22 protein-coding genes are annotated in these 26,253 nt (G+C 48.0%); 5 read left to right on the plus strand and 17 right to left on the minus strand.

The window, feature by feature from the left end:
* Positions 1-19 precede the first annotated feature (19 nt).
* Positions 20-478, minus strand: a complete 459-nt coding sequence (locus C5O22_RS09080) for an FtsB family cell division protein (RefSeq protein ID WP_165910477.1) — start codon at positions 476-478, stop codon at positions 20-22.
* A 243-nt stretch (positions 479-721) separates the two neighbouring features.
* Between C5O22_RS09080 and C5O22_RS09085 the strand changes: the two genes are divergently transcribed.
* Genes C5O22_RS09085 through C5O22_RS09100 form a run of 4 tightly spaced genes read left to right on the plus strand, consistent with a single transcriptional unit; the run spans position 722 to position 6,915 of the window.
* Complete coding sequence (locus C5O22_RS09085; RefSeq protein ID WP_132781104.1) at positions 722-2,950, plus strand: hypothetical protein; 2,229 nt, start codon at positions 722-724, stop codon at positions 2,948-2,950.
* Between the two features lie 8 nt (positions 2,951-2,958).
* Positions 2,959-3,810, plus strand: coding sequence for a hypothetical protein (locus tag C5O22_RS09090; RefSeq protein WP_132781105.1), 852 nt, complete (start codon positions 2,959-2,961; stop codon positions 3,808-3,810).
* Positions 3,807-5,255: a 6-hydroxymethylpterin diphosphokinase MptE-like protein gene (locus tag C5O22_RS09095; protein WP_132781106.1), complete on the plus strand. Its 1,449-nt coding sequence runs from the start codon at positions 3,807-3,809 to the stop codon at positions 5,253-5,255. The genes C5O22_RS09090 and C5O22_RS09095 overlap by 4 nt, the downstream gene beginning before the upstream one ends.
* Entirely contained in the window at positions 5,248-6,915 is a 1,668-nt protein-coding gene (locus tag C5O22_RS09100; protein ID WP_132781108.1) for a motility associated factor glycosyltransferase family protein, read from the plus strand. Before C5O22_RS09095 ends, C5O22_RS09100 begins: the two co-directional genes overlap by 8 nt.
* Positions 6,916-6,923: 8 nt before the next feature.
* Here C5O22_RS09100 and amrB read toward each other — a convergent pair whose 3' ends face one another.
* Complete coding sequence (amrB, locus tag C5O22_RS09105; RefSeq protein WP_132781110.1) at positions 6,924-7,760, minus strand: AmmeMemoRadiSam system protein B; 837 nt, start codon at positions 7,758-7,760, stop codon at positions 6,924-6,926.
* Positions 7,761-7,845: 85 nt separating this feature from the next.
* Between amrB and C5O22_RS09110 the strand changes: the two genes are divergently transcribed.
* Complete coding sequence (locus tag C5O22_RS09110; protein WP_132781111.1) at positions 7,846-9,081, plus strand: nucleotidyl cyclase domain-containing protein; 1,236 nt, start codon at positions 7,846-7,848, stop codon at positions 9,079-9,081.
* 161 nt (positions 9,082-9,242) lie between these two features.
* Here the strand turns inward: C5O22_RS09110 and C5O22_RS09115 are convergent, their stop codons facing one another.
* From C5O22_RS09115 to C5O22_RS09185, 15 genes are all read right to left on the minus strand, one after another.
* Positions 9,243-10,223, minus strand: coding sequence for a DUF4340 domain-containing protein (locus C5O22_RS09115; RefSeq protein WP_132781112.1), 981 nt, complete (start codon positions 10,221-10,223; stop codon positions 9,243-9,245).
* Positions 10,220-11,827: a GldG family protein gene (locus C5O22_RS09120; RefSeq protein ID WP_132781114.1), complete on the minus strand. Its 1,608-nt coding sequence runs from the start codon at positions 11,825-11,827 to the stop codon at positions 10,220-10,222. The genes C5O22_RS09115 and C5O22_RS09120 overlap by 4 nt, the downstream gene beginning before the upstream one ends.
* Positions 11,828-11,829: 2 nt before the next feature.
* Positions 11,830-12,564, minus strand: coding sequence for an ABC transporter permease (locus tag C5O22_RS09125; RefSeq protein WP_132781115.1), 735 nt, complete (start codon positions 12,562-12,564; stop codon positions 11,830-11,832).
* On the minus strand, positions 12,548-13,531 hold the full coding sequence (locus C5O22_RS09130; RefSeq protein ID WP_132781117.1) for an ABC transporter ATP-binding protein: 984 nt from the start codon (positions 13,529-13,531) through the stop codon (positions 12,548-12,550). The genes C5O22_RS09125 and C5O22_RS09130 overlap by 17 nt, the downstream gene beginning before the upstream one ends.
* Before the next feature lie 166 nt (positions 13,532-13,697).
* Positions 13,698-14,636, minus strand: coding sequence for a ribonuclease Z (locus tag C5O22_RS09135; RefSeq protein ID WP_132781118.1), 939 nt, complete (start codon positions 14,634-14,636; stop codon positions 13,698-13,700).
* Positions 14,633-15,808 (minus strand): lipid II:glycine glycyltransferase FemX, encoded by a 1,176-nt coding sequence (locus C5O22_RS09140; protein ID WP_132781120.1) that lies wholly within the window; start codon positions 15,806-15,808, stop codon positions 14,633-14,635. Before C5O22_RS09140 ends, C5O22_RS09135 begins: the two co-directional genes overlap by 4 nt.
* Positions 15,808-18,072 (minus strand): methionine--tRNA ligase, encoded by a 2,265-nt coding sequence (gene metG, locus C5O22_RS09145; protein ID WP_132781121.1) that lies wholly within the window; start codon positions 18,070-18,072, stop codon positions 15,808-15,810. Before metG ends, C5O22_RS09140 begins: the two co-directional genes overlap by 1 nt.
* Before the next feature lie 35 nt (positions 18,073-18,107).
* Complete coding sequence (locus tag C5O22_RS09150) at positions 18,108-19,991, minus strand: glycoside hydrolase family 38 N-terminal domain-containing protein (RefSeq protein ID WP_165910478.1); 1,884 nt, start codon at positions 19,989-19,991, stop codon at positions 18,108-18,110.
* A 192-nt stretch (positions 19,992-20,183) separates the two neighbouring features.
* Positions 20,184-20,759 carry a hypothetical protein gene (locus C5O22_RS09155; RefSeq protein ID WP_132781124.1) on the minus strand — a complete coding sequence of 192 codons (576 nt, stop codon included), beginning with the start codon at positions 20,757-20,759 and terminating at the stop codon, positions 20,184-20,186.
* The gene (locus tag C5O22_RS09160) at positions 20,759-21,415 is read right to left on the minus strand and encodes a hypothetical protein (RefSeq protein WP_132781126.1); all 657 of its coding nucleotides are present in this window, start codon (positions 21,413-21,415) and stop codon (positions 20,759-20,761) included. The genes C5O22_RS09155 and C5O22_RS09160 overlap by 1 nt, the downstream gene beginning before the upstream one ends.
* On the minus strand, positions 21,412-21,837 hold the full coding sequence (locus C5O22_RS09165; RefSeq protein ID WP_132781127.1) for a hypothetical protein: 426 nt from the start codon (positions 21,835-21,837) through the stop codon (positions 21,412-21,414). Before C5O22_RS09165 ends, C5O22_RS09160 begins: the two co-directional genes overlap by 4 nt.
* Positions 21,837-22,904, minus strand: coding sequence for an RnfABCDGE type electron transport complex subunit D (locus C5O22_RS09170; protein ID WP_132781128.1), 1,068 nt, complete (start codon positions 22,902-22,904; stop codon positions 21,837-21,839). Before C5O22_RS09170 ends, C5O22_RS09165 begins: the two co-directional genes overlap by 1 nt.
* Positions 22,901-24,211 carry an RnfABCDGE type electron transport complex subunit C gene (locus C5O22_RS09175; protein WP_132781130.1) on the minus strand — a complete coding sequence of 437 codons (1,311 nt, stop codon included), beginning with the start codon at positions 24,209-24,211 and terminating at the stop codon, positions 22,901-22,903. Before C5O22_RS09175 ends, C5O22_RS09170 begins: the two co-directional genes overlap by 4 nt.
* Positions 24,208-25,611, minus strand: a complete 1,404-nt coding sequence (locus C5O22_RS09180) for a hypothetical protein (protein WP_132781131.1) — start codon at positions 25,609-25,611, stop codon at positions 24,208-24,210. Before C5O22_RS09180 ends, C5O22_RS09175 begins: the two co-directional genes overlap by 4 nt.
* A gap of 9 nt (positions 25,612-25,620) precedes the next feature.
* Positions 25,621-26,109 (minus strand): divergent PAP2 family protein, encoded by a 489-nt coding sequence (locus tag C5O22_RS09185; RefSeq protein ID WP_132781133.1) that lies wholly within the window; start codon positions 26,107-26,109, stop codon positions 25,621-25,623.
* Between the last annotated feature and the right edge of the window lie 144 nt (positions 26,110-26,253).

Consider the following 26,253-nt stretch of genomic DNA (forward strand, 5'->3'; position numbering starts at 1 on the left):
AAATCAGGGCTCCCAATAATTAGTAGTGGTAAGTCTTTCTTTTTGAGAACCCCCAAGAGAAAAACAAAAGAACAATGAAAGAAAAAAAGCCCGCCCCGCACGAAAAGAGAAGAATTTGTTCATGAGAAAGAGTGACTGGTGTTTTTATCTGAATAAGAGCACCGATCGGATATGATTCTCCTTGTAAGGGGCCTTTCCCCTGAATACGAATGAATTTTTCGTTAGGCTTGCCATAGCCAAGGTTCCGTGCATATTCTTGGAGGGTTTCTGGATCATATAACAGGGAAAGGACCTGTTGCTGCAAAATAGTTCCCTGTGCAGACAGTTCCTCTAAGTTCTTTTCTAGGTTCTTTTTTTGTTCTAAAAGATACTTCATGGCTCTTTCCCCACTGGGACCCCAGAAATACGAGAGCCCCGTATAGAAACCGATGGTAATCCATATGGCCATGAGGATAGGCATACACAAACGTTGCATCATTATGTCTATATTAACGGAAAAGAAGGGCTTTTCATGAAGTATTTTATTTTCCATTGACAACACTAAAGCCCATAGGATAGAATTTAGTAGGTAGAAAAAACAAAAGACTGTTGTTTTACTCAATAGTTTTTATAAAAAGTGTCGATATTAGGAAGGAAGGCCTATGTGGCAAAATGCGCCAGATAGGGAACGATGAGGATACGGCCCCGAATCTGTATCCTTACAACGGTATGGGAGTGGGGAATGGCAACGAACAAGGATCCTTCAATATTCGAGGAACGGAGTACTATCGGTTCTATAGATGAGCTAGATGAATATGGTGTGTGGATTAAAAGCGAACCAAAGGACATAGAAGACATGAAAACATTATCTGGTACCGGGCCAAACGACGAAGGCCAGCTAGAAGAAGACGTAGAATCTATCAAGAAGGGGGGCAGTTCCCTTTCTGAACACGAGTCTTTGGATGTTTTTGAACCATCTATTCCCGACATAGAAGATCTCCCCGATCTTGATATTGATGTAAATGAACCCTTCCCTGAACTGGCAGAAGAGGGATCTCGAGAACAAAACGTAAGCGAAGCTCAGAAAGAATCCGAACTCCCTGAAATAGAAGGCCTTTCCTTTGAGGTAGAAGAAATCGAGGGGTTCCCATCCTCTGAGCCACCCGTATCCCGGGAAAAAGAAGTTCCCCCTTCTGAAACTAAAGAAGCAGAACAAATCCAGAGAGTATTAGAACCCCTCCCCGATATGGATATAGAAGAAAATGTGTCTTTTGAAGAAGTTACCAGTGATGAAAAACAAGATACGACGGATGAATCCTTGATGGTTGCTGAAGAAAATACATCAGATTTTACCGAATTATCGATGGAAGATTTCCTGGGAGAAGACTCAGAAACGGGGATTCCTGCAAGCCCGACCGTAGAAGAAGAGCCTCTCAATATTGATCTGGAATTCACCGACGAAACCGAGGGTGTTGAAACCGTAAGCATTGATTCGGTGTCATCCCTTGCTTCCCCCGTGGTTTCGGATACTACTGCGGACCTCCAATTAGAAACCGTTTCCGACTTTGATGATTTACTGAGCGATTTGCAAAAGGAAGAAAGCTCAGAGAAGGAAGAACCCGTTCTTCCCTCCGCCACACCAGAAGTTCCTTCTGCGGCTGCAAAAGGAGATACAGAGGAGAAACACAAGGGAATTTTCTCAGAAGAACTCCCAAAAGAGCATGAAGCAAGCGGCCTAGTACAAAGAGCAGAAGAGGTATCCAGTAAAGGTGAAGGATCGGATCTTTCGACCCAATTGCTGATGAAAATAGCTGAGGAAATAGCTTCCATAAAAAACGAACTTGCCACCCTGAAAGAAGAGCTCTCCCATTTTAAAGGGTCCTCTGAATCCCATCATGAAGAAAAAGAAAAGGAGCCAGGGCCCCGGGGTTTCTTTGAAGAAGAAGAGGACGAAAAGATTGCCCTTACCGGTGATGAATTAGATAACATATTGAATACCGCCGAGTTTACCGAAGAAACAGGCAGCGGTATACCAGAAAGCGATCTTCTTGAGGAAACCGAACAATCCCAAGAGGTTCTCTTTGAAGAAAAAGAAAACCTTAAAGAAGAAAATACAGAAACAACGGGCATCGGAGAAGAACCCTTCTCAGGGTCTTCCCTTTCAGAACCTTCCGCCTTTGAAAAAATAGAAAGCGAAGAATTAGTAACCGACGATGAAATCAAAAATCTCATGGAAGAGGGGGTTACCCCATTAAGCAGCCCGCCGGAAGACACGAGTTACTTAGAAGAAGATCTGGTCTCCAGTGAGCCCCTCTTTGAAGAATCCCTCCCAGACATAGAAATGGGGGATATCGTTCTAGAAGAACCTCCTTTGGAAGAGCCGGCTATCGAGTCGATTAAACTGGAGTTAGAAGAAGGTGAAAAAGAGGCTTCCGTAGTTGATGAGTTTGCAGCCCCCGAAGAATTGGTAGAAGAGGAAAATCTACAGGAAATAAAACTTCATGATGAAATCCTGGATGAAGCAAATTCGTTTGATCTAGAAGAACTTGGCTCAGAAATTCCTGTATCAGAAGAATCCTTTGCAGAGGTGGTACCTGAAAATTTTGTGGTAGCCTCAGAAGAAGAGCCATCTACCGCTAGCTCATCTCTTTCAACAATAGAAGAAGCACAGCCCCTTCCTGAACTCGAAAATCTTGAGATAGAAGAAGACATTCTTACGGAAACAGAAATTTCAGAACCCGAAATAGAAGAACAAGAAAGCCCCAGAGAAACGGTCACTTCCGCCACCACGTCTGGTGCTCCTTCGGTGACAACCAACCTTCCCCCGGATTTAACCGAAGAAATCAAGGCAGTCCTTTCCTATATGGACCAGTTGCTTGAGTCTTTGCCCGAAGAAAAGATAGAAGAGTTTGCCCGATCTGAATATTTTGTGACCTATAAGAAACTCTTCGAAGAACTGGGATTAGTGTAATGGGACTCTTGCAACGGATCCAAAAAATCACGAGTGAGGAAGGGGTTTTACGTGATCCGATCGCAGAACAGTTAGTTGTCCGGATAGAGCGCCTTGGAGAAAAAAAGGAAGATCTCTATACGGTTCTTTCTCTTTTGAAGACCTATACTCCCTTTCTTTTTGCGGTGGTAGGAGTATGGGATCCAGAAAAAGAAGCGGTGCATATCCTTACCTCTGCAGGTATTGGAGAATTATCCGAATCCTTTACGAAAAAAATTTCTCAGCATAAGGAACATCTTATCTCAGGGAACTCTTTCATCGTTCTTGGTAGAGGACATGAATGGGGATTAGATACGGATCTTGCCAACGCCGCCTTATGGGGATATAGCCTGGGCACGTGGGAACAAAGGATTATCTTTTTTTGTATTGGAACCGAACAAAACGATATCCTGTATCTAGAATCCCTGGGGAATATTCTCCCCCGGATAGCTGAAAAATTTATTTCTTTTGTAAGAAAAACTTTTTCAGAAAATTCAGCAGGGGAATTCTCAGAAGGAAATAAACAAAACCAACAAAAAGGAGAAGATAATTCGCTCCTTCCTCTAATTGATCAGTTATTTCCTCAAGATATTCCCAATAGTAATGGTTTTTATTTTTTTAAAATAAAAGAACTTACAGAAAGCCAAGCCCAACAAACAAGAGAAGTGACCTCCTCCTTGGGCATGATGGTACCCCTTACCGAAGACTCCTGGGCTTTGATTTGTGAGGGCAACCTTGATGGGAGCCTGATACACCATCACCTGGAACGGATACTGCAGCATCCGCTGGAGGGGCCTGTTCGAGTGACATCCAGACAGGAGGCTCTGAGCGCCCTCTCATGACCGAAGAGCTTCGCCCTACTCGAGGAGGCGCTCTCAGCCTGGTAGTAAACGGACAGTGCCTTCATTCTCTGTATGATCCAGTAAAAGAGGCCTTCAGGTTTCTTCATTCGCTCCACCTTCCTGCACATACGGGTAATGAAATTCTTATCGTCCTCGAACCAGGCCTTGGGTACCTGATACAAGCCCTTATCGAAGAAAAAGCAAATCCCTCCATCATCATCATCCATGTAAGCCCCTTTTGCAAAGAGCACGATCCTTACAGCTCCGTGTATCCGGCGTGGTCCCCCCGTCAAGAAGAAGGACTGTTTTCTTTTTTAGAACACCATATCCCGGAAGGAAGCACCCTACGTCTTATTGAGTGGCCCCCGGCGGAAAAAGCCTATGGATCGTCGTATCGAACAATTAAACAAACTATCCTTAATTTTATACACCAGGAAGAGGCTAACACCCGAACCGTTCAGAACTTCGGAAAACGATGGTTAAGAAATTTTCTTATTAACCTACGGCAGCTCACCGTCCCCCTCTGGTTTGAGCAGGGAGATCAACCACTTATTATTTGTGGCGCAGGACCTTCCCTGGAAGACACGGTGCCCCTCATCCAGAAGGCCCTTACAGAAGGCAATTGCGGCCTCCTTTCGGTTTCTTCTGCGACCGCCGCTCTCACCGCCCATCGGCTATATCCTTCCCTGGTTCTTACCACCGACGGAGGTTTCTGGGCCCGTTACCACGGGTTCGAAGTAAGGCGGTCTACCGCCTGTCCCCTCTGTATCTACCTGGGAGCCCAGGTTCCCACCCCCCTCAGTGAGCGGCCCTGGCTCCTCTGTACCGATGGATCTCTCTGGCAGGGGCAGTTTCTACGGGTCCTTAACCTTCCCTTTCTTCATCTTCCTCAACGGGGAACCGTAAGCGCCACCGCCCTTGATGTTGCCCTGGAGCTAACCAGAGGCTCCCTCTACATTACGGGCTTCGACATGGGGTTCCGGGACATGCAAAGCCATGCCCGCCCCTATAGTCTGGACAGGTTGTTGGAAATAAACCAGAATCGCTGCCAGCCCTACTATAGTTCCCAATGGGAACGGACAAAAATGTTACAACAGGGAGAGGCCTTCCAGGTATACGCTTCCTGGTTCAGGGAACATCTGGTTCAGTATCCGGCCCGGCTAAATTATTTTGGTTCGCAGAGCCCTTCCCACCTTACTCATCTTCCCAGTGTAACCCAGGTAGAAGGAACTGCTACCTCTCCTACCCGCTGGTATCGCGTTCCCTGGAAGCCCCCTTCTTCTAGTAAAGAAATACTCGCTATCTTTGATATGATTATCCACGATGGCTCAACGGGAACATACGTTCAAAGGGAGTTGCAAAAACTACTGGGGCTTCCTCAGGATGAAAGGCCCCATATACTTATTAAAGAGCTCCTCCAATTAATAGGAAAATACTATGAATGACCGAAACATCTTTGAACGGAACATGCTCGCCCTTTCGGCAAAAAACCCCCTCCTCTGCCAACGATTGAGCCGGGCTAATCCACAGAAAGGGATGTATATATTTGAACGGGCCCGTAATGGATCCCCCGTTCCCCTCTGGGCCCTTCATAAAGAAAAACCAGTTCCTCTCCATTCACTCATCGACCCAGATCGGGAGGGTGAGCGGCTTATCGAAACAAGTTTTTCAGGAAGAGAGGGTTCTCTTATCTTTCTCGGTCTTGGGGGAGGCTATGCCCTTCGCTCTGCCATTAGCCGGTCCACGATTCATCATATTACGATTATTGATTTTCATATTGATGGTATTGCCGAGTTGTTCTCTCATATAGACTATGTTCCTATTTTAACCGATCCCCGGGTAGACCTCCTCATCGACCCAGACAAAAAAGAGGTGCAGGAATACCTGATTTCCAAATACGCTCCTGTCTTCTGGGGGAATCTCAACATCCTCAGCCTTCGAAATCGTTATCAAAGCGAAGAAACACTCTTTTCGGAACTCCAGCGGTGGATCAGCGAAGGGCTTGAACAGGTGGGCGAAGATTTTTCGGTTCAGGCCCTTTTTGGGAAACGGTGGTTCTCTAACATTATCAGAAACATGCTCTTTTCATCCCCGGAAACTACTCCCCTTCCTCCCGTTCGAAATGTAGCTATCACTGCGGCAGGTCCTTCGCTGGAAAAACACCTGACCTCTCTAAAAAAAAATCGAAGGGATTTTTTTCTCCTTGCTACAGATACTTCTCTCTCCGCCCTGCTCCTATCCAACATTGTTCCCGATGGGGTGGTCTCCATCGATTGCCAGCACATAAGTTATCATCACTTTCTAAAGGGGATCCCCGACAGGGTTTTTCTTTTTGCAGATCTCGCAAGCCCCCCCTCGGTGGTACAGAGAAGCAGGCACACCTATTTTTTTGCCGGGGGACATCCTTTAACCCGTTACCTTGTGCAATGGTGGCGATCCTTTCCCGTAGTCGACACCTCAGGGGGAAACGTAACCTACGCCGCGGTATCCCTTGCCGAACAGCTTGGAGCTCGCAGCATACGGTTATATGGCGCTGATTTTTCCTATCCCGAAGGAAAAACCTATGCCCGGGGAACCTATGTGTACGACGTTTTTCAGGAAAAACAATCGAGGCTTGCTCCTCTGGAAAGCATCCTGTCGGCCTTTCTCTTTAGGAGTCCAAGCCTTGAAAAAAAAGTAGATAGCCGAGGCTGGCGATACGAAACAAAACCCCTTACGACCTATCGTCTAAGGCTGGAAAGGCTTGCCCAGCACCTTTCTGTTCCTATTACCGCGTCCGAGGGTGACGGTTCCCCGTTGACGCTGCCTTCTTTATCATCACCGGTAACTTCGAATACCCTTTCTGTTTTTGGGCCCGGAAGACAGGCCCTGTCGGCGAGGGACTTCCTTTCCGAGTATAGCGAGAAAATACGACGCCTTCCCTCTCCGAAAGGAATTCCCTTCGGGAAATACCTCGCCCAGCGTTCAGGAGAAGAACTGGGGATTCTCATGACCCTGGCGCCCCTTGCCGCTGCACTTCGCCATCGTCAGAAGGAACTTTCTCTGTGGGAGCTCTTTGAAATGGTCGTAACCAGGGCCCTTACAGAGATAGAACAATTTCTGTAAGAAGTCCTTTACGGAGAAGAAAAGCCCACGACGCCGTACCCTACAAAAGAATAGGACGGATACCTATCGGCGCTGGTAGCGTACTCAATGAGGTGAACGCGGGTATATCCTGCCTCATCGGCGAAACCGAGGGTCCCCAACACCGCTCCGATGGAACAGGCCGAATAGTCTTGATGGGCCCGCTTCAGGATTTCCTCAGGATCCCGGCGCTGAATAGCGTCGAGGAGCATCTTGTCATTTACCTCTTTAACCCAACCGAGGGCAGCCTTTCCCACCCCCTGGGGAACAAAGCCATAATTGGGCCCATAGTGGGTAAGGTCGGTAGAACCAACCACCCCACAGGGATACCCCAGTTCCCGGGCAATCCGGGCTATGGTCTTACCTATCCTGTATGATTCAAGCGAAGGGGGCAAGCGTAGCCATACTATTTGGACAGCGGGGAAAAGATAGTGAATCATGGGGAGCTGCACTTCCACCGTATTATCCACCTCTTCATCTTCTATCCAAGAAATAAGTTGCTGGATTTTTTGGGTAAACTCCCCATCTACCGGTAACACACCAAGGGGTGTTTCTACCCCATCGCGGCTCATAATTCGCGGCGTATCCCGCGAAGAAAGGTGTCCCCCTATTACGACGAGGGTCTTGCATTCTTTAGAAAGAAGCTCAAGGCCATGGAGGGCGAGGCTCCCCGAAAAATACCAGCCCGCATGGGGTACTACCACGGCCCCACAGGAAAATGATGGAGGGTTTTTTTGTCGTTGTTCTTCCACAAAGGTCTGGATAGCTTCTCTGGTATCGGGGTACCACCCCGGCGGAAGGCCCCGCTTACGAATAGATTTCGTCATTTTTACACACCCTCCTCAGTGGGGTTGATGAGGAAAAGTATAATTATTCTAGCACGAATCAAGAAAAACGTATATAATACACACCATGCATATCAATAAATCTTTTTTTATCCTTCTTTTCTGCACGTTGATGTATGTCCTTGCGCTTACTTTTGGTGGAATCAAGATTTTTCAAGATATTCAAGAACGGACCCGCAAAGGAGAAGCGGAATTCTTAGACCTAGCCGCAAAAACCAGTGGGGCCGCGGTCTATGGTTTTCTGTCCGAACCTTTTCAGGAAACTATCCGGGATTTTCTTGCCTCTTCCCAGATTTTAAAGGCAGTCCTTATAACTGGCCCCAGCGGCGTGGAATTTGCCTATGAAAAAGAAGGGGGATATATCGACTGGGTCAAGGGGCCTACCTTTGTTGCCTCATCCTTTCCCTTTATGCCCCGTCCTCTTTCTGCACCATTGCGGGTTGAAGGGGTAAGAAACGTTGTTCTATCAGCTCAGGGTGAATACCTGGACTGGACTTTTATACACCAAATTCTTCTCTCATCGCTGATTGTGATTAGCGCGACCTTACTGCTTGCTATCCTGTCCTATATCCTTGAAAAGAATCTTTCCTTTGCCCAGAAGACAGAAGGTCAATATGCTGCGAAAGATCAAGAAAGATCGACGGGCGCTGCGGTCCCCGTTGAGGATACTCTTTCCTCTCCCCTATCCAATCCTGAAACGGAAGATCTTTTTGAAATCCCCCGCCTTGATATATCTGAAGAGGACACTCCTATCCAGGAAACCGAAGGAGCCTCTCAATCAGCGGCAAACAAAACACAGGGAACCGAACCTTTGCTCTATACCCCCCACACGGGGGTTAGCTGGGAATCCCATTTAGAAGAACGGCTTGCGGCGGAACTCCATCGCAGTGCCTCTTTTGATCAAGACCTCGCCCTTCTTATCATCGAAGCACCGGAAGTACATGAACAGGACCTTCCTCTTTTAGCAGAAAAAATAGTAGGATTCTTTACCTTCCGGGATATGGTGTTCGAATGGGGAAAAGAGGGGTTTTCGGTGATTCTCCCCAACATCGATCTCGATCATGCCTTTAAAATGGCCGATGAGTTCTATACAAAATTGTATAAGGATCCTGATACCCGTCATATAGGGGTTGCCATCGGGATTACCTCCCGTTCTGGTCGCCTCGTAGAAGCTTCCCGTTTACGCAGAGAAGCAGAAGAGGCCCTCCGCAAGGCAAGACAAGAAAAAAGCCACCCTATCGTGGCTTTTAAGAGCGATCCTGATAAATATCGGGCCTATCTAAAAAAGCAGGAAGAGACATAAAAAGCCATCCGCATCTTCCCCCGCCGGGTTTTAAAGGCCACAAGGGACCACACTCTGGCGAGTTACACCTTTTCCCCTTGGTCTTCTCAAGACCAAGGGGCACGTACCACACTCCGGCGGCCCCTTTTTTTGAACACTTTTCCTATATCTTCACAACACTTCTATGGTTTGGTCTGGGAATCGTTTTTCTTAAAGTCCTCTCCCTTTTGAAGAAGCCGTTCTACGGTCCATTGAGCAAGGCTATAGAGATATGATGTGTCGGAAGAGGTACCCGTAAACTTGTTATCCTTTGTTTCATAAATCACAATCCGTTTTTTCCGGCCATCTCCCAGTTCGAGGCTAATCGTCGCTTTTTCTGTTCCCTGTTTTTCGGACCTTTCAGCGCTGGGAATAAAGGTTTCCCCCTCTGCAGAAATGACGGTCTGTAGGTACGATGCTACTTTCTGAGGATCCGCATCAAAACGACTAGCTCCCTCCTGAGCATCCCATTCGTTTTTTTCTTTGCGGCTCAGGGTGAGGGGGGCCTTTCCTTTTTCTTCTATACGGATGCGTTGCACCAGGTCCGCGGTAAGGGCCAGCTTTCCTTCCTGAGGAAAGAAACGAAGATCATACCAACTGGGAAGCCCACTTTCGAGATATGAGATAATGGCATCGCTTCCGGAACGAACCTCGTCCTTTTGACCGATCCGGAAGTACACTTCCTGGCCAGACACATCCTTATCGCCAAAAGTGAATTCCGCCAGAGTTCCCTTTTCGCCAGCAAGAACTAGCTTTTTCCCTTTTTCTTGCGTAAGGCCTAACTTTTCATGGGCATCCTTCGTACGAGCCCGGACAGGATAGCTCGCCTTTTTAGAAAGCAACGCCAAAAAATCATCTATCCTTCCTTTTTTTGCAGGGAATTCATCCTGTTCGCTGAGTTGGACAAACCAGTCCTGACCTCGTTTTACAATGGTAAGGGGATTCTCAGAGGAACGGGTGATGTGTATCTTCGTAAGAGAAGTAAGGGCCCTCGGATCTACCAATGAGAACTGAGATTGGGTTTCTTCAATCCGACTGGCATCCAGAAAGAACGAAAGCCCATATACCAGCACCAATATGCCTAAAAGGCCGCTTAAAAGATATATCTTTTTCTGGAATGTCATTGGGACACCTCCATGGTAGCACGCATTCTTCTTTTCCGCCCCACAATTCTAATAACCGCCACTATCACCACAGCGAGGGGAATAAGAATAATATTGATGAGTTGGGCCAGCAAGGCCACTGCGGCTCGCTGTACCGGATCGGTAATCCGATCGAGGCGACCAACCTGAGAGGTCCTTGTTCGTATAGCAAGAATCTCCGGATCATTACCCAGCCAATCGGCCGCCTGGATAAGGAAATCCAGGTTTCGTTCACTCTGGGTATACTGGACAAGCGTAGACCCCAGGTCTTCATCTCCTACTACAAAGACCCGACCTGCCTTGGGGTTTTCGGGTAAGTCAGGCAACGTAAGGGAAGAACCTGAACGAACCGGTTTTGGTTTACCTTTGAAATACGAAGGGAAGGTCCCTTCCAGAGTGGCGGCCACCGTATATTGTCCTTTCGTTGTCCCCTGTTCGGTGGTAAAAAGATAGTCCATTTCAGGGTTAACCGTGAACTCCTTGGTCATTTTCCATGCCTCAGAGGAAGAAGAACAAAGAGACGTAGCGATAATTCCCGAGGGAGCCTGGAGCGTGAGAGGACTTGGCCAGTACAGATCGATTCCCTGGAAATTAGCCGTCACCGGATGGGACTTATTGCCATTTTCGGCAAGGATCGTTACCCAGTGGGGATAGCGGAGCAGTTTAAACTGTACCGCCCCCGTATAACTCCTTATTTGATAAGGAATCGTAAGGCAGGCCTTATCAAGAAGGAGCGCCTTTTCTACCGTAACGCCATAATGGGAAAGCATCGCCAAGAGCCCCTTATCCTGTCGGGCTGTAGCGTACATCCCCGTCTGGGTATCCACCATCACCCCATCGACCGCAAAAAGCACCTTTCCCCCCTGCTGAAGGTAATAATCGATACGGTAGAGGTCCCAATCTTCAAGCTGTTCTACCCCACCAATAACAAAGAGGGCCACTATATTGGTGGGGATTTCTTCTCCTGGATATACCTGACGAATTTTGTAGCCTGCGCCAGTTAATGCCTTATCCAACAGGCCAAAATCCCGGCTCCATAGTTTTCCACTGTCCCCTATCAGTACCCCTAAGGTTCGTTCTTGCTGGGAAACCAATGCTCGAATGCGGCTGGTAAGGTCATATTCCAGGGTATCAAGGCTGAACACCACCGGCATCACCTCGGTTTTTCCAAGGTATTCCACCACGATACCGGTATACACCATGGCAACGCTGGCCTGATCCTGTTCCACCGTCTGAATTTGCTGAGGCTGAACCCCTAACTGTTCCGCCACCGCGGCCGTACCTGCCTTTACGGGGTCCTGGACCACCAGGCGTATGCGTCCCCGGGAATGGTTGGCATATTCCCGCAAAAGATCAATGATTTCCTGGGGGATAGGATGGATGGCTTTCAACTTATCTGAAATGTAATAGGTGATGGTGACCCGTTCGGGGATTTCTTTATACAATTCCCGGGAAACCTTTGAAAGGGTATAGGATTTATTTTTTGTTATATCCCATCGTACATACAGGCGCCCTGATACCAGAAAACCCATTATCCCTATGACGATAACCAGGACGGTGATGATGGTCAGTTCTCTTTTTGACATGGCTACCTCCATTTCCGATACAAAATCACCCGGGTGTTAATAAAAAGCATGAGGAAGGTAAGGATACCGAAAAAAAGAATGTCCCGGCTATCCAGGATTCCCTTTGAAAATCCTTCATAATGAAAGGCAAGGGAAAGGTAATTAAGAGCGTTGGCCATCGTTTCGGGTAAGGGAAACACCGTGGCTACCTGATTAATGAGGGTGATACTAAAAAGAATCGCCAGGGTACCCAGATATGCGCCGATCTGGTTCTTGGAAAGGGCACTCCACAAAAGACCAATACTAATCGCCGCGGATCCCAGTAACAGGGCCCCAATATATTCGGTAATAATTACCCCCACATCAAATTTGCCCATGGGCATGATGGTCAAGGGAATACCGAGGGTCCCCAGCAAGAGAACAAGAAGGAGCACAAAACTCGAAAGAAATTTGGCAAGCACCAGGTCCCACTCGGAGAAGGGCATCGTTAAAAGAAGCTCCGCGGTACCCACCTTCCGTTCCTCAGCCCAACTTTTCATCGTAAGGGCGGGAATAACCATGGAAAATACCAAAGGAAACTGGGTAAAATAGTTCCGCAGGCTCGCCGTGTTGAGAGAAAAATACTTCTGTATATAGAAAAACGATATATTGTTAAAAAGCAGAAAAAACAGTATAACCCCATAGGTGCTCACGCTCTGAAGGGAAGAAAAAATTTCCTTTCGGGCGAGCGCCAGAATAGTTTCACCGTTTCGTTTCATTCTGTTTACCCTCCGTGGTGAGTCGGACAAAAATATCTTCCAACGAAAGCCGTTGGCGCTGCATCTCCAATATCTTAAGCCCCTGACCTACCGCCCAATCGAAGAGGGCTTCACTCAGTTGTAGAGGGTCCGGAGATGTTCCCGGGGCCCCACTTGCTTCTACTATATGGAGACGCACCGTTCCATCAGCGAGATTTTCCGTATGGGAAAGGCTTACCGTAACGGGAAGCCCCTGGATCTTCTGGCCAGGCTCTTCTTTTTTCATTCCCTTTACGATAAGGATCCAGGAATTCCCTCCCTTCAGGGTTGCCGCAATTTCTTCGGTAGTTCCCTGGGCCGCAATCCGGCCTTCGTTAATAATAAGCACCTGGGAACACACCGCTTCTACTTCCTGGAGAATATGGGTAGAAAGTATCACGGTTTTGCTTTTTCCCAGTTCCCGAATTAAGTTCCGAATTTCGATTATCTGGTTTGGATCAAGACCGGTAGTTGGTTCATCAAGGATGAGAATGGGCGGATCGTGGAGAATCGCCTGGGCCAGCCCTACCCGCTGTCGATATCCCTTAGAAAGGGTTTCGATGGGCCGGTTCTGAACCGCTTCGATACCACAGGCTGCAAGAACCTCATTGATGCGGGCCCTTCGTTTTTCTTTGGGTAGTTGCCGGGCCTCTGCCACAAATTGTAGATACTCCCGGGGAGTAAGATCGGTGTACAACGGGGCATTCTCCGGTAAATAACCGAGACGGCGTTTTACTTCCAGACTGTTTTCGAACACCGAAAAACCGTCAATCCGGGCATCCCCTTCGGTGGGATAATGGTAGCCCGTAAGGACCTTCATGATGGTGGTTTTCCCGGCGCCGTTGGGACCTAAGAGCCCCACAATCTGACCCGTATCCACCGTAAAAGACACCCGACGGACCGCTTCTACCGATCCATACCGTTTGGTGAGATCCTGTACTTCTATCATGGGATAACTCCTGTCCCCTTTTTGGGGTGTATGTTGGACTATTTATTTTTTATGTGCGAGTCCTTTTAAGAAAAAATACTTACCCCACAAAAAAGTTACAAGTACCCCACCCCACAGGCGCGCTCAGGATCGGCTATACCAACAATCAACCATCCGCTAGAGGGGTCTACTCTTCTTCATCATCGTATAAAAGGGGAAACACCATGCGGTCCCGGCTTAATACGGTGTCCGGGAAAATCCGTTGAGCCTCTGCAAGAAGGTTCTTCAAATTCTGTTCGGTATAGCGGGGACTATAATGGATAAGGGCAAGCTTCTTTACGCCCCCCGCATCCCGGGCAATCAGGGCCGCCTGTTCGGCGGTCATGTGTTTCTTTTCCAGGGCACTTTCCAGGAGATCCCGTTCAAACATTCCTTCGCAAATAAAGAGATCCGAATTTCCTACTTCCTGGGAAATTTCAGGGAAATACAGGGTGTCTGTCACAAAGGAAAATTTTCTTCCCCGGCGGGGGGGACCCAAAATTTCTGAAGGTTCCACTCGACGTCCCGCCTCATTCATGACGGCCTCCCCATTTTGGAGCCGAGACCACAGGGGCCCCCGGGGAACCCCTAATGCTAAAGCCCGCTCAGGATAAAACACCCCCGGTCGGGGATCTTCTTCCAACACATAGCCCACGCAGGGCTTAGTATGACGCAGAGGAAAGGCCCGCACATGGAACCCCTCACCCCTATACACAATACCGGGTTCCAGAATTTCCTGAACGATGATTTCATAATTGATATACATATCCAGAACCCGGCGACTGGTTTCAATGTATTCTGCAATTCGCGGAGGCCCATAAATATAGAGGGGTTCGTTGCGGTCTACCTGACTCGACAGCATAAGAATTCCCGGCAATCCCGTCACATGGTCTGCATGGGTGTGGCTCACAAAGATGGCAGAAATTTTTTTCCATCTTAGATTGAGCTTACGTAAAGAAACCTGGGTACCCTCTCCTCCATCAAACAGGAACAGGTCCCCCTCTCGTCGCACCAACACGGATGTAAGATATCGATGAGGAAGGGGCATCATTCCCCCACAACCGAGGATAAATACTTCTAAATTCATGATCTCCTCAAATAACGTAGAACTTTTTTTACACTCCGCAGGTTTTTTCTGAGCCCTTCTAACCTTCGAAATAAAAAGGCGATTCCCCTTTTGTACGGATAATCCCAGCTCCCCGGGCGATGAATAATCTCTCCTCCAAAACCGGTCTTAAACAGGTATAAACCAGCCATAGGATGATGGGGGTCCGCAGAAGGGGGAATTCCAAAGAAGTCATAGGTGGTACACCCTGAGGCGCGGGCATCGCGGATAGCCTTCCATTGGAGCGCATAGGGAGCCATATAGTTGCGATATTGATTGGATGAGGCCCCATAGAGATAGGTTGCCGTCCCTTTCCAGAAAAGGACAATGATCCCCGCTAAACAAAACTCTTGATAATAGGCGAGGTACAAGCGGAGATCTAGTTGGCCATCCCGATATTCTTTTTTATGACGAAAGAGGGCTTGATAATAGTCAATATCATGAATAGCTATTCCATCCCGCTGGGCCGTTTCCTTAAGAAGTTCATAAAACAGAGGAAGGCCCTCTTCATCTTTTTGTTCTACCCGGACACCTTTTTTTTCTGCCAGGCGGATATTATAGCGCCATTTACTTTTCATAGCCGCCAGGAGGGCTTCTTCCTCAGGAACGAGGGAAAGGAGCACCGTATCCGGCGGTTGGACATCCGCTCCGGCACGAACAAAAGGTTTAGGAAAAGAAAAAAAATGTTTCTCAGGAGCGCCATTGCTTCGCATCCGAGAAGAAGCGGTAGCATTCTCTTCAGATTCATCACTGGCATCCCGGGAAGCCCCTTTATTTCCTGGATGCTCAGACACATACCAGGGAGGATCAAAACGGACAAAGGCCGTCTCATGGGGTAGTTCTTCCCGGAGAAGTTCCGCCAGCTCTTGCAAAATCTTCCCATAGTCAGACCTATCTTGAAGAACCTCTGCCGGAACCTCTGGGCCCCAGGGGATATAGGCAAACGAAAAGCCCCGAAAGAGACGGCGCCGGATAACCAACAAGGGCTTTACCGTCCCATTCATCCATTCGATGAGAAAGGGACGGGCATTCCAGCCAAAACGGGCCTTAAAGGCCCCCCAGAAGCCGGACTGCAGGAAAGACTCGGCCCCATCGCACCGGGCTAGATCGGTGGGAACAATGCGTCGAATATACTGATGTTCTGCCGGGGGCATCAGCCCACCTCGCCATCAAGCACCCGAGTAGTGGTAAGGTTCCGGCCCGCCGCTACCAGAGGAGCGTCTTCTACCGCTACCTTACCCTGTACTACCCGGATAGGAATCGCAAAAAAGGTATCAATATCGATTTCGGAAGGAGTCGCCACCGCAGGGTACCCCTCTACCTCCAGACGGGTGCCGGGTTCGGCCCAGGGAGCTTCCAGCACTTCCACCAGGTTGTTTCCCTCCGCATCCTTTCGAGAGGCCGCAAGAAGCATTCCCCGGCTTTCCACTCCCCGCAACACCGCCGGTTTAAGGTTATACACCAGAATAATATGCTTTCCTTCCAGTTCTTCCGCCCGGTAATAGGGGACAAGGCCGGAAACAATAACCCTCTGCTCTCCCCCCCCGACGTCCAGGGTCTCGATATACAGTTTATCGGCCTTGGGATGCCGTTCTACCTTGAGGATTTTTGCGACCCGTAGATCAACCCGGGAAGCAAATTTCCCCGCCCGAGAGGCGGTCTTTTCCTGGCCATTCTCAGAAAGGGCTCCTTTTTCCGATTCCGATTTCTGGGTCGTGTCAGACCGCCCTTCCCGCTCCTTCTGGCTTCCGTTGTAGCGTTCCCGCAGTTCCTGGATAAGAGCATCTTCCAAGCGATTAAAGAGCACTTCGGGCCGCTCGATAGTGCTCAGCCCCTCACATTTCCCGAGATGATGCCAGGAAAGGCCCCCTTTACCGATGGTAGTTCCTAAAAAGGTAGCGATCCGCTCTGCTGCTGCTGGCAGATAGGGATGAATCAGAATGGCCAAATCCCGCACCACATATGAAAGGTCCCGGATAAGCCCCGCCGCAAGTTCGGGGGCCTCGGTTCGTTTTTTCCAGGGCTCCCCATCCTGGAAAGCCTTGTTTGCAAAGGATGAAAGTTCAAAAATCTCCCGCAGGGCATCCCGGAGTTCCGCCTGTTCGAGCTTTTCGGTGATTCGCCCTTCATATTCCCGGACCACCTTCCAGAATGCTTCGTTCTGGGGACCTTCAGGAATCTTGCCATCATAGTAGCGATGCACAAAGGAAAGGGTCCGATTCACCAGGTTCCCCAAATTTCCAATAAGTTCGCTGTTTACCTTCTCTTGAAAGTCCTTCCAGGTAAAGAGGGTGTCTGATTTTTCAGGTCGATTATAAAAAATATAGAAACGCCATACATCCGCAGGAATACCCGATTCCATGGCATCGGTGCCAAATACACCTATTCCTTTCGATTTAGAGAACTTTCCTCCTTCATAGTTCAGGTATTCCGTGCTGGACATATGGTGTAAGAGGGTCCATTTTTCCCCCGTTCCCAGGAGACTGGAGGGGAAAATCACCGTATGGAAAGGAATGTTATCCTTTCCAATAAACTGGAACAGTTCTACTTCCTCGGGGTTTTTCCACCATTCCTTTATGAAAGCCCGCCAGTCTAAGCCCCGTTCTTCCGCATAGGTGCCAGTGATAGAAATATACCCAATAGGAGCATCAAACCAGACATAAAAAACCTTGTCTTCATAGCCTGGCTTGGGGACAGGAATCCCCCACTTAAGATCCCGGGTGATGGCCCGTTCTTTAAGGCCATCCCGAATCCAGGCATTGGTCATCTGAATAGCATTGTTCGCCCAGAATCCTTCTACTGAAGCACGGGCAATCCAGGCCTCAAGGCGATCCTTGATTTTCGGAAGATCAATATACAGATGCCGGGTACTGCGAGGAAGTGGGGTGGCTCCACAGGTAGAACAGCGGGGATCCTTTAATTCGGTGGGCTCAAGGAGCTTCCCGCACTGTTCGCATTGATCTCCCCGGGCATCAGGATACCCACAGTGGGGGCAGGTCCCCCGCACATAGCGATCCGCCAAAAAGCGATTACAGGAACCGCAATGGAGCTGTTCAATGGTGCGTTCCAGGATGAACCCCTGGGCGTCGAGTTTTTTAAAGATATCCTGTACTACTTCCGTCTGGACAGGGGTAGAGGTTCTCCCGAATTTATCAAAGGAAATATTAAACCACGCATAAATTTCTTTATGCAGTTTATGATACCGATCACACAATTCGCGGGGGCTAATGCCTTCTTCTAAAGCTTTAGTCTCCGTAGCAGTGCCATACTCATCGGTACCGCAAATATAGAGGGTTTCATAGCCCCGTAATCGGCAGAAACGGGCAAATACATCGGCGGATAAAACCTGAATAAGATTTCCCAGATGGGGCACATTATTTACATAGGGTAAAGCGGAGGTTATAAGACGACGTTTCATGGTTCAGTTACTATAGGGAGCTTCTATGGTGCATGTCAAGTTGATTGATTACTAAACTTAAGGAAGAAAGAAAACTCCTTTTCCTCTTCTGGTGCCAGAATCAATTGCTGGAGAGGGAGGAAAGAAACATAATAATAGGTATCTTCCCCTTGTTCATCCTGACAATGGGGAATGAGCCACAGGTCAAACGAAGGGGGGCCTCCCAAGGTAATAAAGGTATCATTCTTATAATCGTGAATAAGTACTTCTTCTACATCCTTTAGATGCTCCATGTGCCCAAGAACAGGGGTTTTGTTTCCGTTTCGCAGAACTTCCACCGGGAATCTATTAAGGCCACACCCCAGGAAAGAAAGATGAATCTGGGTAGTAAAATTAAACCGTTTGGGACTGAGGGCTGTGTTTTTTAACCGGTACTGTACACAAAGGGCGTTTTTTTTAAGCTCAAACTTTTTATAAACTCTAATTTCCCCATAGGGATAGGTATCATCAATGGTGAGGGGACTTACCAATCCCACCGATTGGTGCACCCTGTCGATTTCGATATTCTCATACCACTCTTCTCCACACCATCTGATGTTTCCTTTACATTCCCGTCCCTGGGCTTTGTAATGAAAAAGGGTAAGCTCCGGGGAAAAGAGCACATCCTTAAAAAGAGCTCCCCCTTCTTGTTCTCCTTCGGAAAAGAATTCCACGTAATTTTTTAATCGAGATATATAATCAAGTTCTATCACCGAGGCTCCACGATGATGAATATAACAATTCAGGTCTGTCCCTTGCAGAAGATACTCATCTCGACCATCAAAATCAAAATCCATTCGTACCACCGAAGGGAGAAAAACTCCCCTGTCCCGGGTTATCTTTTCAGCCTCTAACAGAGAACGATAGACCTGACGTTTTACCCCCCACTGTCCGTGATTAACCGCATCAGAAAAAAAACTATCGCACCCCTGGGCTTTCCATAATTCTTCCCGGGCACTCTTTTTACGAGACTTATCTCCCCGCAATTGATTTACAAGGGTATGGAGATATACTATTTTTCCATAGAGGTAGTTAGCCCCCTTACTTTGTAAGAGCCGTTTCCGTGCATGGGTGCTGGGGAAATAAACCTTTCGGAATCCCTGTTCAAGCCGCTGCAACCGATTGGGTAGAGTACATTCGATCCCCTGATGTTCCTCCGAAAGCTCTGCGAACAACTGGGCATAAAACAATTCCCGGTCCTGTTCAGAAGGAAGAGCCTGGGCCCGCAATTCAGGACGAAACACAAGGGTCTTAAATTCCTGAGGGGTTCCTTTTTTTATTTCCAAAAAGGCACCTTTGGTAAGGATTCTGGACACCTGGCCACGGAAGTTTTTAGGCTCAAACTGACTACTGAGAACAGAAGCTACCGGATAAACCCATACGACCTTTCCCTGATCTTCCGTAAGGTACGGATAGTAGAGCTCCCCCTCTGAAACACCGGCGGCCTTAAAATTTTCTTCGTCCAAAATAGTATAATCCATCCCACAGGTATTAAGAAAAGCCGGGAAGTCTTCTTCCCACATAGAACGGGGAATCCAACAGCCCCGGGGCCGTTTTCCAAAGTGTTGACGGATAAAGGTGGTCAGTTTTTCTATCTGCCCAATCCTATCGGTAAGGGAAAGAAGGGGAAACATGGGTTCATAGTACCCACCCCCTAAAATTTCAACCTGCTTTCGATTTACCAGTTCCTCGAGGAGCATAAAAAATTCCCCATGCTCCTGCAGAAGATATTCATACACAGGTCCAGAGTAATGCAAAAGGGCAGGAACCCGAGGATACCGATATAGGGCAGTAATAAAGGGTTTTATGTTTTGTATATAGTTATTCTCATATATATCATGAGAAGCACCATAAGGGACATGATTATGGGAACAGACAAAAACTTTTATAGCTTCTTTCATACTGGTTTGATCACCTGGTTCCTCGTATTCTATCATAATACCGTATATTCCGCAGTCTGAAAAGTTTTTTTTGCGTTTTTGTAAAAACTCTATTAAGAGAAGCGCCTACCATTTGTTAACACTGTAAAAACTTTCTCTCCCCAGAGGCGATGCTCTACCTTTTCTATAGGAAATAGTATTGCCAGGTATTTTTTACCGGAAAATAAAATAACCTATAGCTCCCATAATCATAGAAAGGATGCCCCCAATGAGAAGTACCAGGGCGCCCCCCCGTAGGGCTCCTACAGAACGCTCTACCGCTAAGCGCCGTACTATACCATTGACAACTATGAAGAGGCAATAGATACCACCGGCGATTCCCCCCACCATAGCCAGCGCATGGAGAAAGGTAGGGGCCAACAAAAATACGATGAGGGCCGAAAAAAGACTGAGACCATCAAATCCATTGTAAAGGGAGGAATTTTTTTCTTCTTCCTGAAGTTGTGTTGGTGGTAGAATTTTACGATGTATAAAGATGAAAAGCCCATGGATCCCCGCAAGGAGGGGTACCGTAGTAAAGAGTATTAAAAATTCCCTGTCTATAAATCCAAAAAGATAGGTATACAAGATCCAGAGAACAAGGGATTCTCCGGCAAGGAGAAGCGGTATAAAAGGTCGAGGGAAAGAGGATGCCACAGTAGCCTCTCGGAAGAGTCTAAAGCCCATTCCCCAGGACAATATTCCATTAAAAAAGAGGGCGCTCACAAGACCATATATGAGATATTCCATCACTCCCCTTCCTTTTGTTCCAGGTAATGACGGTATACCCTTCTAAAGAAACGATAGAGGGCTACCACATAACCAAACAAAATCAAAAGCCCCGCAGTACTGGCAAGAAGCTGGATAGCTATCGACGCAGATTGTTCAGAAGAAAGGAAATTCACCGCCCCATATCGAGTAGGGATCGTAAGAGATCCATGCCCAAAGGGCTCGCGAATACATGATAGGGCAAGTCCCAACAAACCAACGATGAGGGCCTTGATGATACTCTGTCCCACAACCCGTTGGGGAAAGGAAAAGTCCAACATCGGAATACCGGAAGATAAAAAGAGAAAGGGTACGATCAACAAAAAGAAAAAGGTTTCCAGATACAAGATCGGAGAAATAAACGACAGGGCCAGTAAAAACACATACTGAACAAAAGCAGGAACAAGTATCATAAGAATCTGCCAGGCAGCGCGCTCTTTTATGTTAAATAAATAAAGAAAAGAGAGTATGCCCACCGAAGAGGCCAAAAAAACTCCCAAAATATCAAGAAAAGCTATAATGCCATACGCCAGGGAACTACTCGAAAAAACAAGGAAACCCACAGCCCATAAGGAATACAGGGGAGAGGCATATCCCCAAAAAGGATGCATATCTAAATGGCGATTCTGGCTGCTCATTGTATAGCCCCCAATCTTCGTAAATGATGCAGTATTCTGTTCTCGTAGACATAGAGAAGCCGCGTTGGCGGAAGGGCCATAGCAGTATCATGATAAAAAAGAAGACAGGTATCCACAAACGTTCCTTCTCCGTTTATCACCTTTCCATAAAGATAAATCCGCCCCTGGTAGAGCACCGGAAATACCACAAGGATATGGGAACTTTTACTCAACTGGTAAGTTTTAAAGATCCCCGGCCCGGGTATTTCTTTTTCCAGCGTATAGGTGTACCCTCTTTCTTTCAAGAGATACTGGAGCGCTTCCTTGAAAGAAGCATTTTTCAGAGGCGCGAGCAGGTACCAACTAAGTCCCCCGAGGATAAGAAAAACCACTCCTATTACTAAAGGCAAAACCACGTCACGGCGCAGTGTGTGATGATCCATTATGGAATCCTTCGTGCTTTTTTATACAACAGAATAGTTTCCATCTCCCGTACCCAGGGGATGAAAACAACTCCCACTACCATTGCATACAGGGGTCCAAAAAGAATGCCCCCCGGATAGGTAAACACAAAACTCAATATCCCTAATATAAAGGCCACAGAGAGGGCCCCCATAAGAGATTTTGTTCCGGTCACCGGTTCAGAAAGAATGATAAACGCAGCAAGGATAGTACCTCCGGAAAGAAGGGCAAACAGCATATCCCCTCCTCCAAAAATTCCTCCAAAGGGAAGGGCCCCATACAAACGAACCAGGACAAGATAGACAGCAAGATACACCAATGGAACAAGGAAGCGTACTACGGAAAAAGCCAGAAGGAGCATCGTGCCTAACAAAAGTCCCAGAGCCCCCCGATCAGCAATAATCCCCGGACCAGTATAGAAGAGTAGATCAATATAGCCCCGCGGTAGTTCTGCATCAAAACGAGAAAAAAGAGTTTGATTCAAGAAAGAAACAATCCCCTCATCAAGAGAACTCGTCGTAAAGCCCATATACTTTAGCACCGCCAGGGGCGACCCGCCTGGATCCAGGATGCCTTTCCCTATTCCTTCCTGAATCTTTACAAGATGAGATTGTATAAGGGCATCCCGAAACAGATGGGGCCAGGAAAGGTACGAAAAAAGCCAGCCCCCCAGGGCAGGATTGAACCAATTTGCTCCTAACCCCCCAAAGCTTTGTTTAACCACCAGAAGGGCAAAAAGAACTCCCAGTACGAGTACCGCAGGATGTATCGTATGGGGCATCATAAGGGTTAGTATGAGGGCTGTAGCGATACTACTCCCATCTCCCATACTGGTATATTTTGCGTGGACGGTTCCCACTAAGAGCTCTACCACCAGCGCCGTTGCCACCGCAACCAGGGCGAGCAAGAAGGAATACCCACCATCGGTGAACGCCGACTGGACAATCCCCCCCAAAGCCGCGATAGAAACGAGCCACATCCGACTATAGGTGGGCAGGGTAATATGGATTAAGGGTTTTCGAGCCACGTGGATATGGGAAACGTTCATTTTGCGGCGCCTCGCTTAATGGAAATTCGAATCACCGTGCTTAAAGGAAGCCGGGAAGGGCATACTACTTCACAACAGCCACAACCGTGGCAGTCTACCACATTATATCGCCGGGCCTCCTCATCCTTTTCGAGAAGAGCGTATTTATATAACCGCTCCGGGTCGAGTCCAACCGGACAAATACGACGACATTCCCCGCAGTTGATACAGGCGTAGGTTTGTTCTCCCCCGATTTGTTCCTCCGTAAGGGCAATCACGCTGACCGTTGTTTTGGTAATGGGCTCATCCAGGTCCTGCACGTACTTACCCTTCATGGTAGAGCCAGTGGCAATCCTGGCAGGGCGAGAAACAAAACCACCGCACTGGGCAATAGCATCCCCAATGGTAGTGCCCAGACGAAGTCTCAGTACGCGAGGGCTCTTTACCGCTCCTCCCCCTACCGCCACATACCGTTCTAGAATGGGAATGTTATGGACAACCCCCGTGTAAATCGCATAGGCCGTAGCAGGATTAATAATACAATGATAGGAGGAAGGGGCGTTGTTTACTTTTTCATACTGTTTCAAAACGATTTCAAGTTCCCGCCTATTCCGCTGGGGATATCTGGCCCCTACATACACCACAGAAATCGATTCTTTATAGGGAGCGGCGGCCTGTTCAAATAAAGTGCCAAGGGCAGTTTCTTCTTCAGAGATGGTGAAAATAATGTGACTTCCCTTTGTGGCTTTCCGGAGAATTCGGGCTCCTTCGATGATTTCTTCCACATGTTCCTTACAAAGAACATAATCAGCCACAAGCCAGGGATCATCAAAGACCATCCGCACTACCACAATAACCGGCTGCTGACTGGCGGTAGCTTCCCGAACCATATCGTACAGGGGTTTACCCGGTTCCTCCATTTCCACAAGGCCCTTGTCAGCAAAGGTTCGCAGCAAGTCCGCAGGGGAGATAGTCTCCCACTGATACCTTTCCTTCCGGTGCCCCAGGGTAGTAAAGGCCCCCTCGAGACGAATAACCAGCCCCTCCGTCGGCCGCCCATCCGCCAACGTCCAGGTAACTTTACGAATAACCCTTCCCGGGATAGGGGCATGAATATGGGCAGACCCAGGACCCTTTCCTCGACCTATGAGCATTCCTTCGCTTACCCGATCTCCCACCGACACCAGGGGCACAGCCGCTTCTCCCGGATGTTGAATAAGCGGGACCACCGCAATCGAAGGCAAAAAGGCGGCAATACTCTCCGTGGCCGGAGGTGTGGAGGGATCCTCAAGAACGAGGCCTCCCTTTTTAAACGAATATATCTTCATGCTGCAATCCGTCTTTCATACAAGGCTATTTTTTTTCTCTTTTTTACTACCCAACGGGTTCCCCCCTGTATAATGACAGAATACCAGAAAAGAGACAATAACAAAACAGGGATTTTAAAGGAAGAAGACAGGTCTTTGCCGTTCATCCTCGGTACTTGAGAGAAAAACGACTCAAGAGGCGGTAGTTCCAGATGCTGCCATTCTGAGATATCCGGAGCAAGTTTTCCCCGGGCCACGGCAAAACCATCCCGATTCTTTTCAAATACCTGATAGTCCCGATCTGGATCCGCAAGAGAGGTATACATAAAATTAGCCTGTTTTTCTATATACGCCTGGTATTGCTCTTTCAATTGCCGAAGGTCTTCTCCAACATCCTCAAAACGGGCCTGAGGGGTTAGCCCCACTTCGCCCAGCACCAAGAGGGGGATCCCCATACCATACACTATAAGGGCCCTTTTCCATTGCCCTACCCTCTTACTATCAGAAAGAATAGGAATAGGAGAAAAAAATGCCCCGGGACGTTTTTGGAAGTAAGAACGAAGCATGAAAAGACTTATTACAAGTAAAAGAGAACTCAGAAGGGCAAGAACAAACCAGTGCCAGGAGGAAAAAGCAAAAACCATTACCCCCCCATAGAGCAGGAATGCATAGGCCGCCTGCCAGAACTCGGTCCGAAACCACTGAAATACCCGACGATAGGGGGTACGTCGAAAAAAGAGCTCTTCCAGGGGAGTATAACCAGAGGCAAGGAGACTTAAAAGAGCCATACTTCCCGCAAGGCCCTCTACCCCTCGTCTGGAAAGAAAAACACACACCGGAAGCACAAGAAAAAAGGGAGGGGGAAGCCGTAATTTCATGATAAACCAGAGGGCCGCCCCTAATCCGATAAGCGGGGAAATCCACCACAGCCAGGACGGTACAGCACTCCCCCCAAGACGAACAATCTGGATCTGCTTTTGCTCTTTAAGGAGTTCTCTCTTAATATGCTCTATCCTATCGGTTCTTAGATAAAATACTCGCGAGGGACCACCGGTTTCCGTCTGCGGGATCACAAAAAGGGACCACAGATGTTCGACATACCTATCATAGCGGGGATCTTCGGGGCTAATCCGTTCATGATAGTGTTCAAGAGGGAGCGCTTCGACACTCCCCATGGCATTGATATAGACCCACTCTCGAGAAAGACCTATGAGTTCTTCTTTTTGGAGTATCGGGAATTGTGCCCGAAGGGTCTCTTCGGAATAGTCTCCCGCTATAATCAGCTTATATACGCCCCCTGCAGGAACATTGTGGTACGTAAGAAGACCAAGCAACACCATGCATCCCAGCCCCACAACAAAAACAGCAAGGGGTATCCAGGGGAAAATAGGCCGATCCACCATACGCGGGTCAGTTTTCACAGAAAACCCTTACAATAAGACAATCGCCGATGCAATTAACAGGCCAAGAAGGGCCCCTACCAGAACCTCCAGCGGCGCATGGCCCTGGATTTCCTTCACGGGGTAGTACTCAATGCCAAACCTATCATTTATGTGTTTACCCAGCATATTAAGAGAGCGGGCCTGGAGTCCCGCAGAACGACGAACCCCCATGGCATCCCGAATCACAATCAAGGCCAGGCACAAACTTACGATAAAGATTGAACTATCAAAACCTTCGGTAAATCCTACCGACGTAGCCAGGGCACTTACTAAGGCCGAATGACTCGATGGCATCCCACCGGTTTTCCACAGGAGGGCATACATCACTTCTTTAAAAGAGCGCCGCGGACGGGTAATTAAAATGATAATAGCCTTCAGGACCTGGGCAAGAATAAGGCTCGTAATAGCAGCCAAAAACACCGGATGCACCACTAACTGCCTGAACTGCCGCACATACATCATTTCCATTCGTGACATTGGGTAACAATTGCCCAGATAGGCTCTTTTGTCAAGAAGTCTCTCTAGTATAGAATGTGTTGTATCAACAGAGATGATACTCCCTGAGCCACCCCGATCCAACGGATAGGGTAAAATAGGGAATACCTCCAGAGCTACATCAAA

This window comes from Treponema sp. J25 (assembly GCF_004343725.1).
Taxonomy (GTDB): domain Bacteria; phylum Spirochaetota; class Spirochaetia; order Treponematales; family Breznakiellaceae; genus J25.

Coding starts and splice junctions, on each gene's coding strand:
- C5O22_RS09150 (WP_165910478.1), bottom strand. CDS start 19,991: ATGAAAGAAGCTATAAAAGTTTTTGTCTGTTCCCATAATCATGTCCCT.
- C5O22_RS09130 (WP_132781117.1), bottom strand. CDS start 13,531: ATGATAGAAGTACAGGATCTCACCAAACGGTATGGATCGGTAGAAGCG.
- C5O22_RS09110 (WP_132781111.1), top strand. CDS start 7,846: ATGCATATCAATAAATCTTTTTTTATCCTTCTTTTCTGCACGTTGATG.
- C5O22_RS09155 (WP_132781124.1), bottom strand. CDS start 20,759: ATGGAATATCTCATATATGGTCTTGTGAGCGCCCTCTTTTTTAATGGA.
- C5O22_RS09085 (WP_132781104.1), top strand. CDS start 722: ATGGCAACGAACAAGGATCCTTCAATATTCGAGGAACGGAGTACTATC.
- amrB (WP_132781110.1), bottom strand. CDS start 7,760: ATGACGAAATCTATTCGTAAGCGGGGCCTTCCGCCGGGGTGGTACCCC.
- C5O22_RS09125 (WP_132781115.1), bottom strand. CDS start 12,564: ATGAAACGAAACGGTGAAACTATTCTGGCGCTCGCCCGAAAGGAAATT.
- C5O22_RS09080 (WP_165910477.1), bottom strand. CDS start 478: ATGATGCAACGTTTGTGTATGCCTATCCTCATGGCCATATGGATTACC.
- C5O22_RS09185 (WP_132781133.1), bottom strand. CDS start 26,109: ATGTCACGAATGGAAATGATGTATGTGCGGCAGTTCAGGCAGTTAGTG.
- C5O22_RS09135 (WP_132781118.1), bottom strand. CDS start 14,636: ATGAATTTAGAAGTATTTATCCTCGGTTGTGGGGGAATGATGCCCCTT.
- C5O22_RS09175 (WP_132781130.1), bottom strand. CDS start 24,211: ATGAAGATATATTCGTTTAAAAAGGGAGGCCTCGTTCTTGAGGATCCC.
- C5O22_RS09115 (WP_132781112.1), bottom strand. CDS start 10,223: ATGACATTCCAGAAAAAGATATATCTTTTAAGCGGCCTTTTAGGCATA.
- C5O22_RS09140 (WP_132781120.1), bottom strand. CDS start 15,808: ATGCCCCCGGCAGAACATCAGTATATTCGACGCATTGTTCCCACCGAT.
- C5O22_RS09100 (WP_132781108.1), top strand. CDS start 5,248: ATGAATGACCGAAACATCTTTGAACGGAACATGCTCGCCCTTTCGGCA.
- C5O22_RS09160 (WP_132781126.1), bottom strand. CDS start 21,415: ATGAGCAGCCAGAATCGCCATTTAGATATGCATCCTTTTTGGGGATAT.
- metG (WP_132781121.1), bottom strand. CDS start 18,072: ATGAAACGTCGTCTTATAACCTCCGCTTTACCCTATGTAAATAATGTG.
- C5O22_RS09120 (WP_132781114.1), bottom strand. CDS start 11,827: ATGTCAAAAAGAGAACTGACCATCATCACCGTCCTGGTTATCGTCATA.
- C5O22_RS09095 (WP_132781106.1), top strand. CDS start 3,807: ATGACCGAAGAGCTTCGCCCTACTCGAGGAGGCGCTCTCAGCCTGGTA.
- C5O22_RS09165 (WP_132781127.1), bottom strand. CDS start 21,837: ATGGATCATCACACACTGCGCCGTGACGTGGTTTTGCCTTTAGTAATA.
- C5O22_RS09170 (WP_132781128.1), bottom strand. CDS start 22,904: ATGAACGTTTCCCATATCCACGTGGCTCGAAAACCCTTAATCCATATT.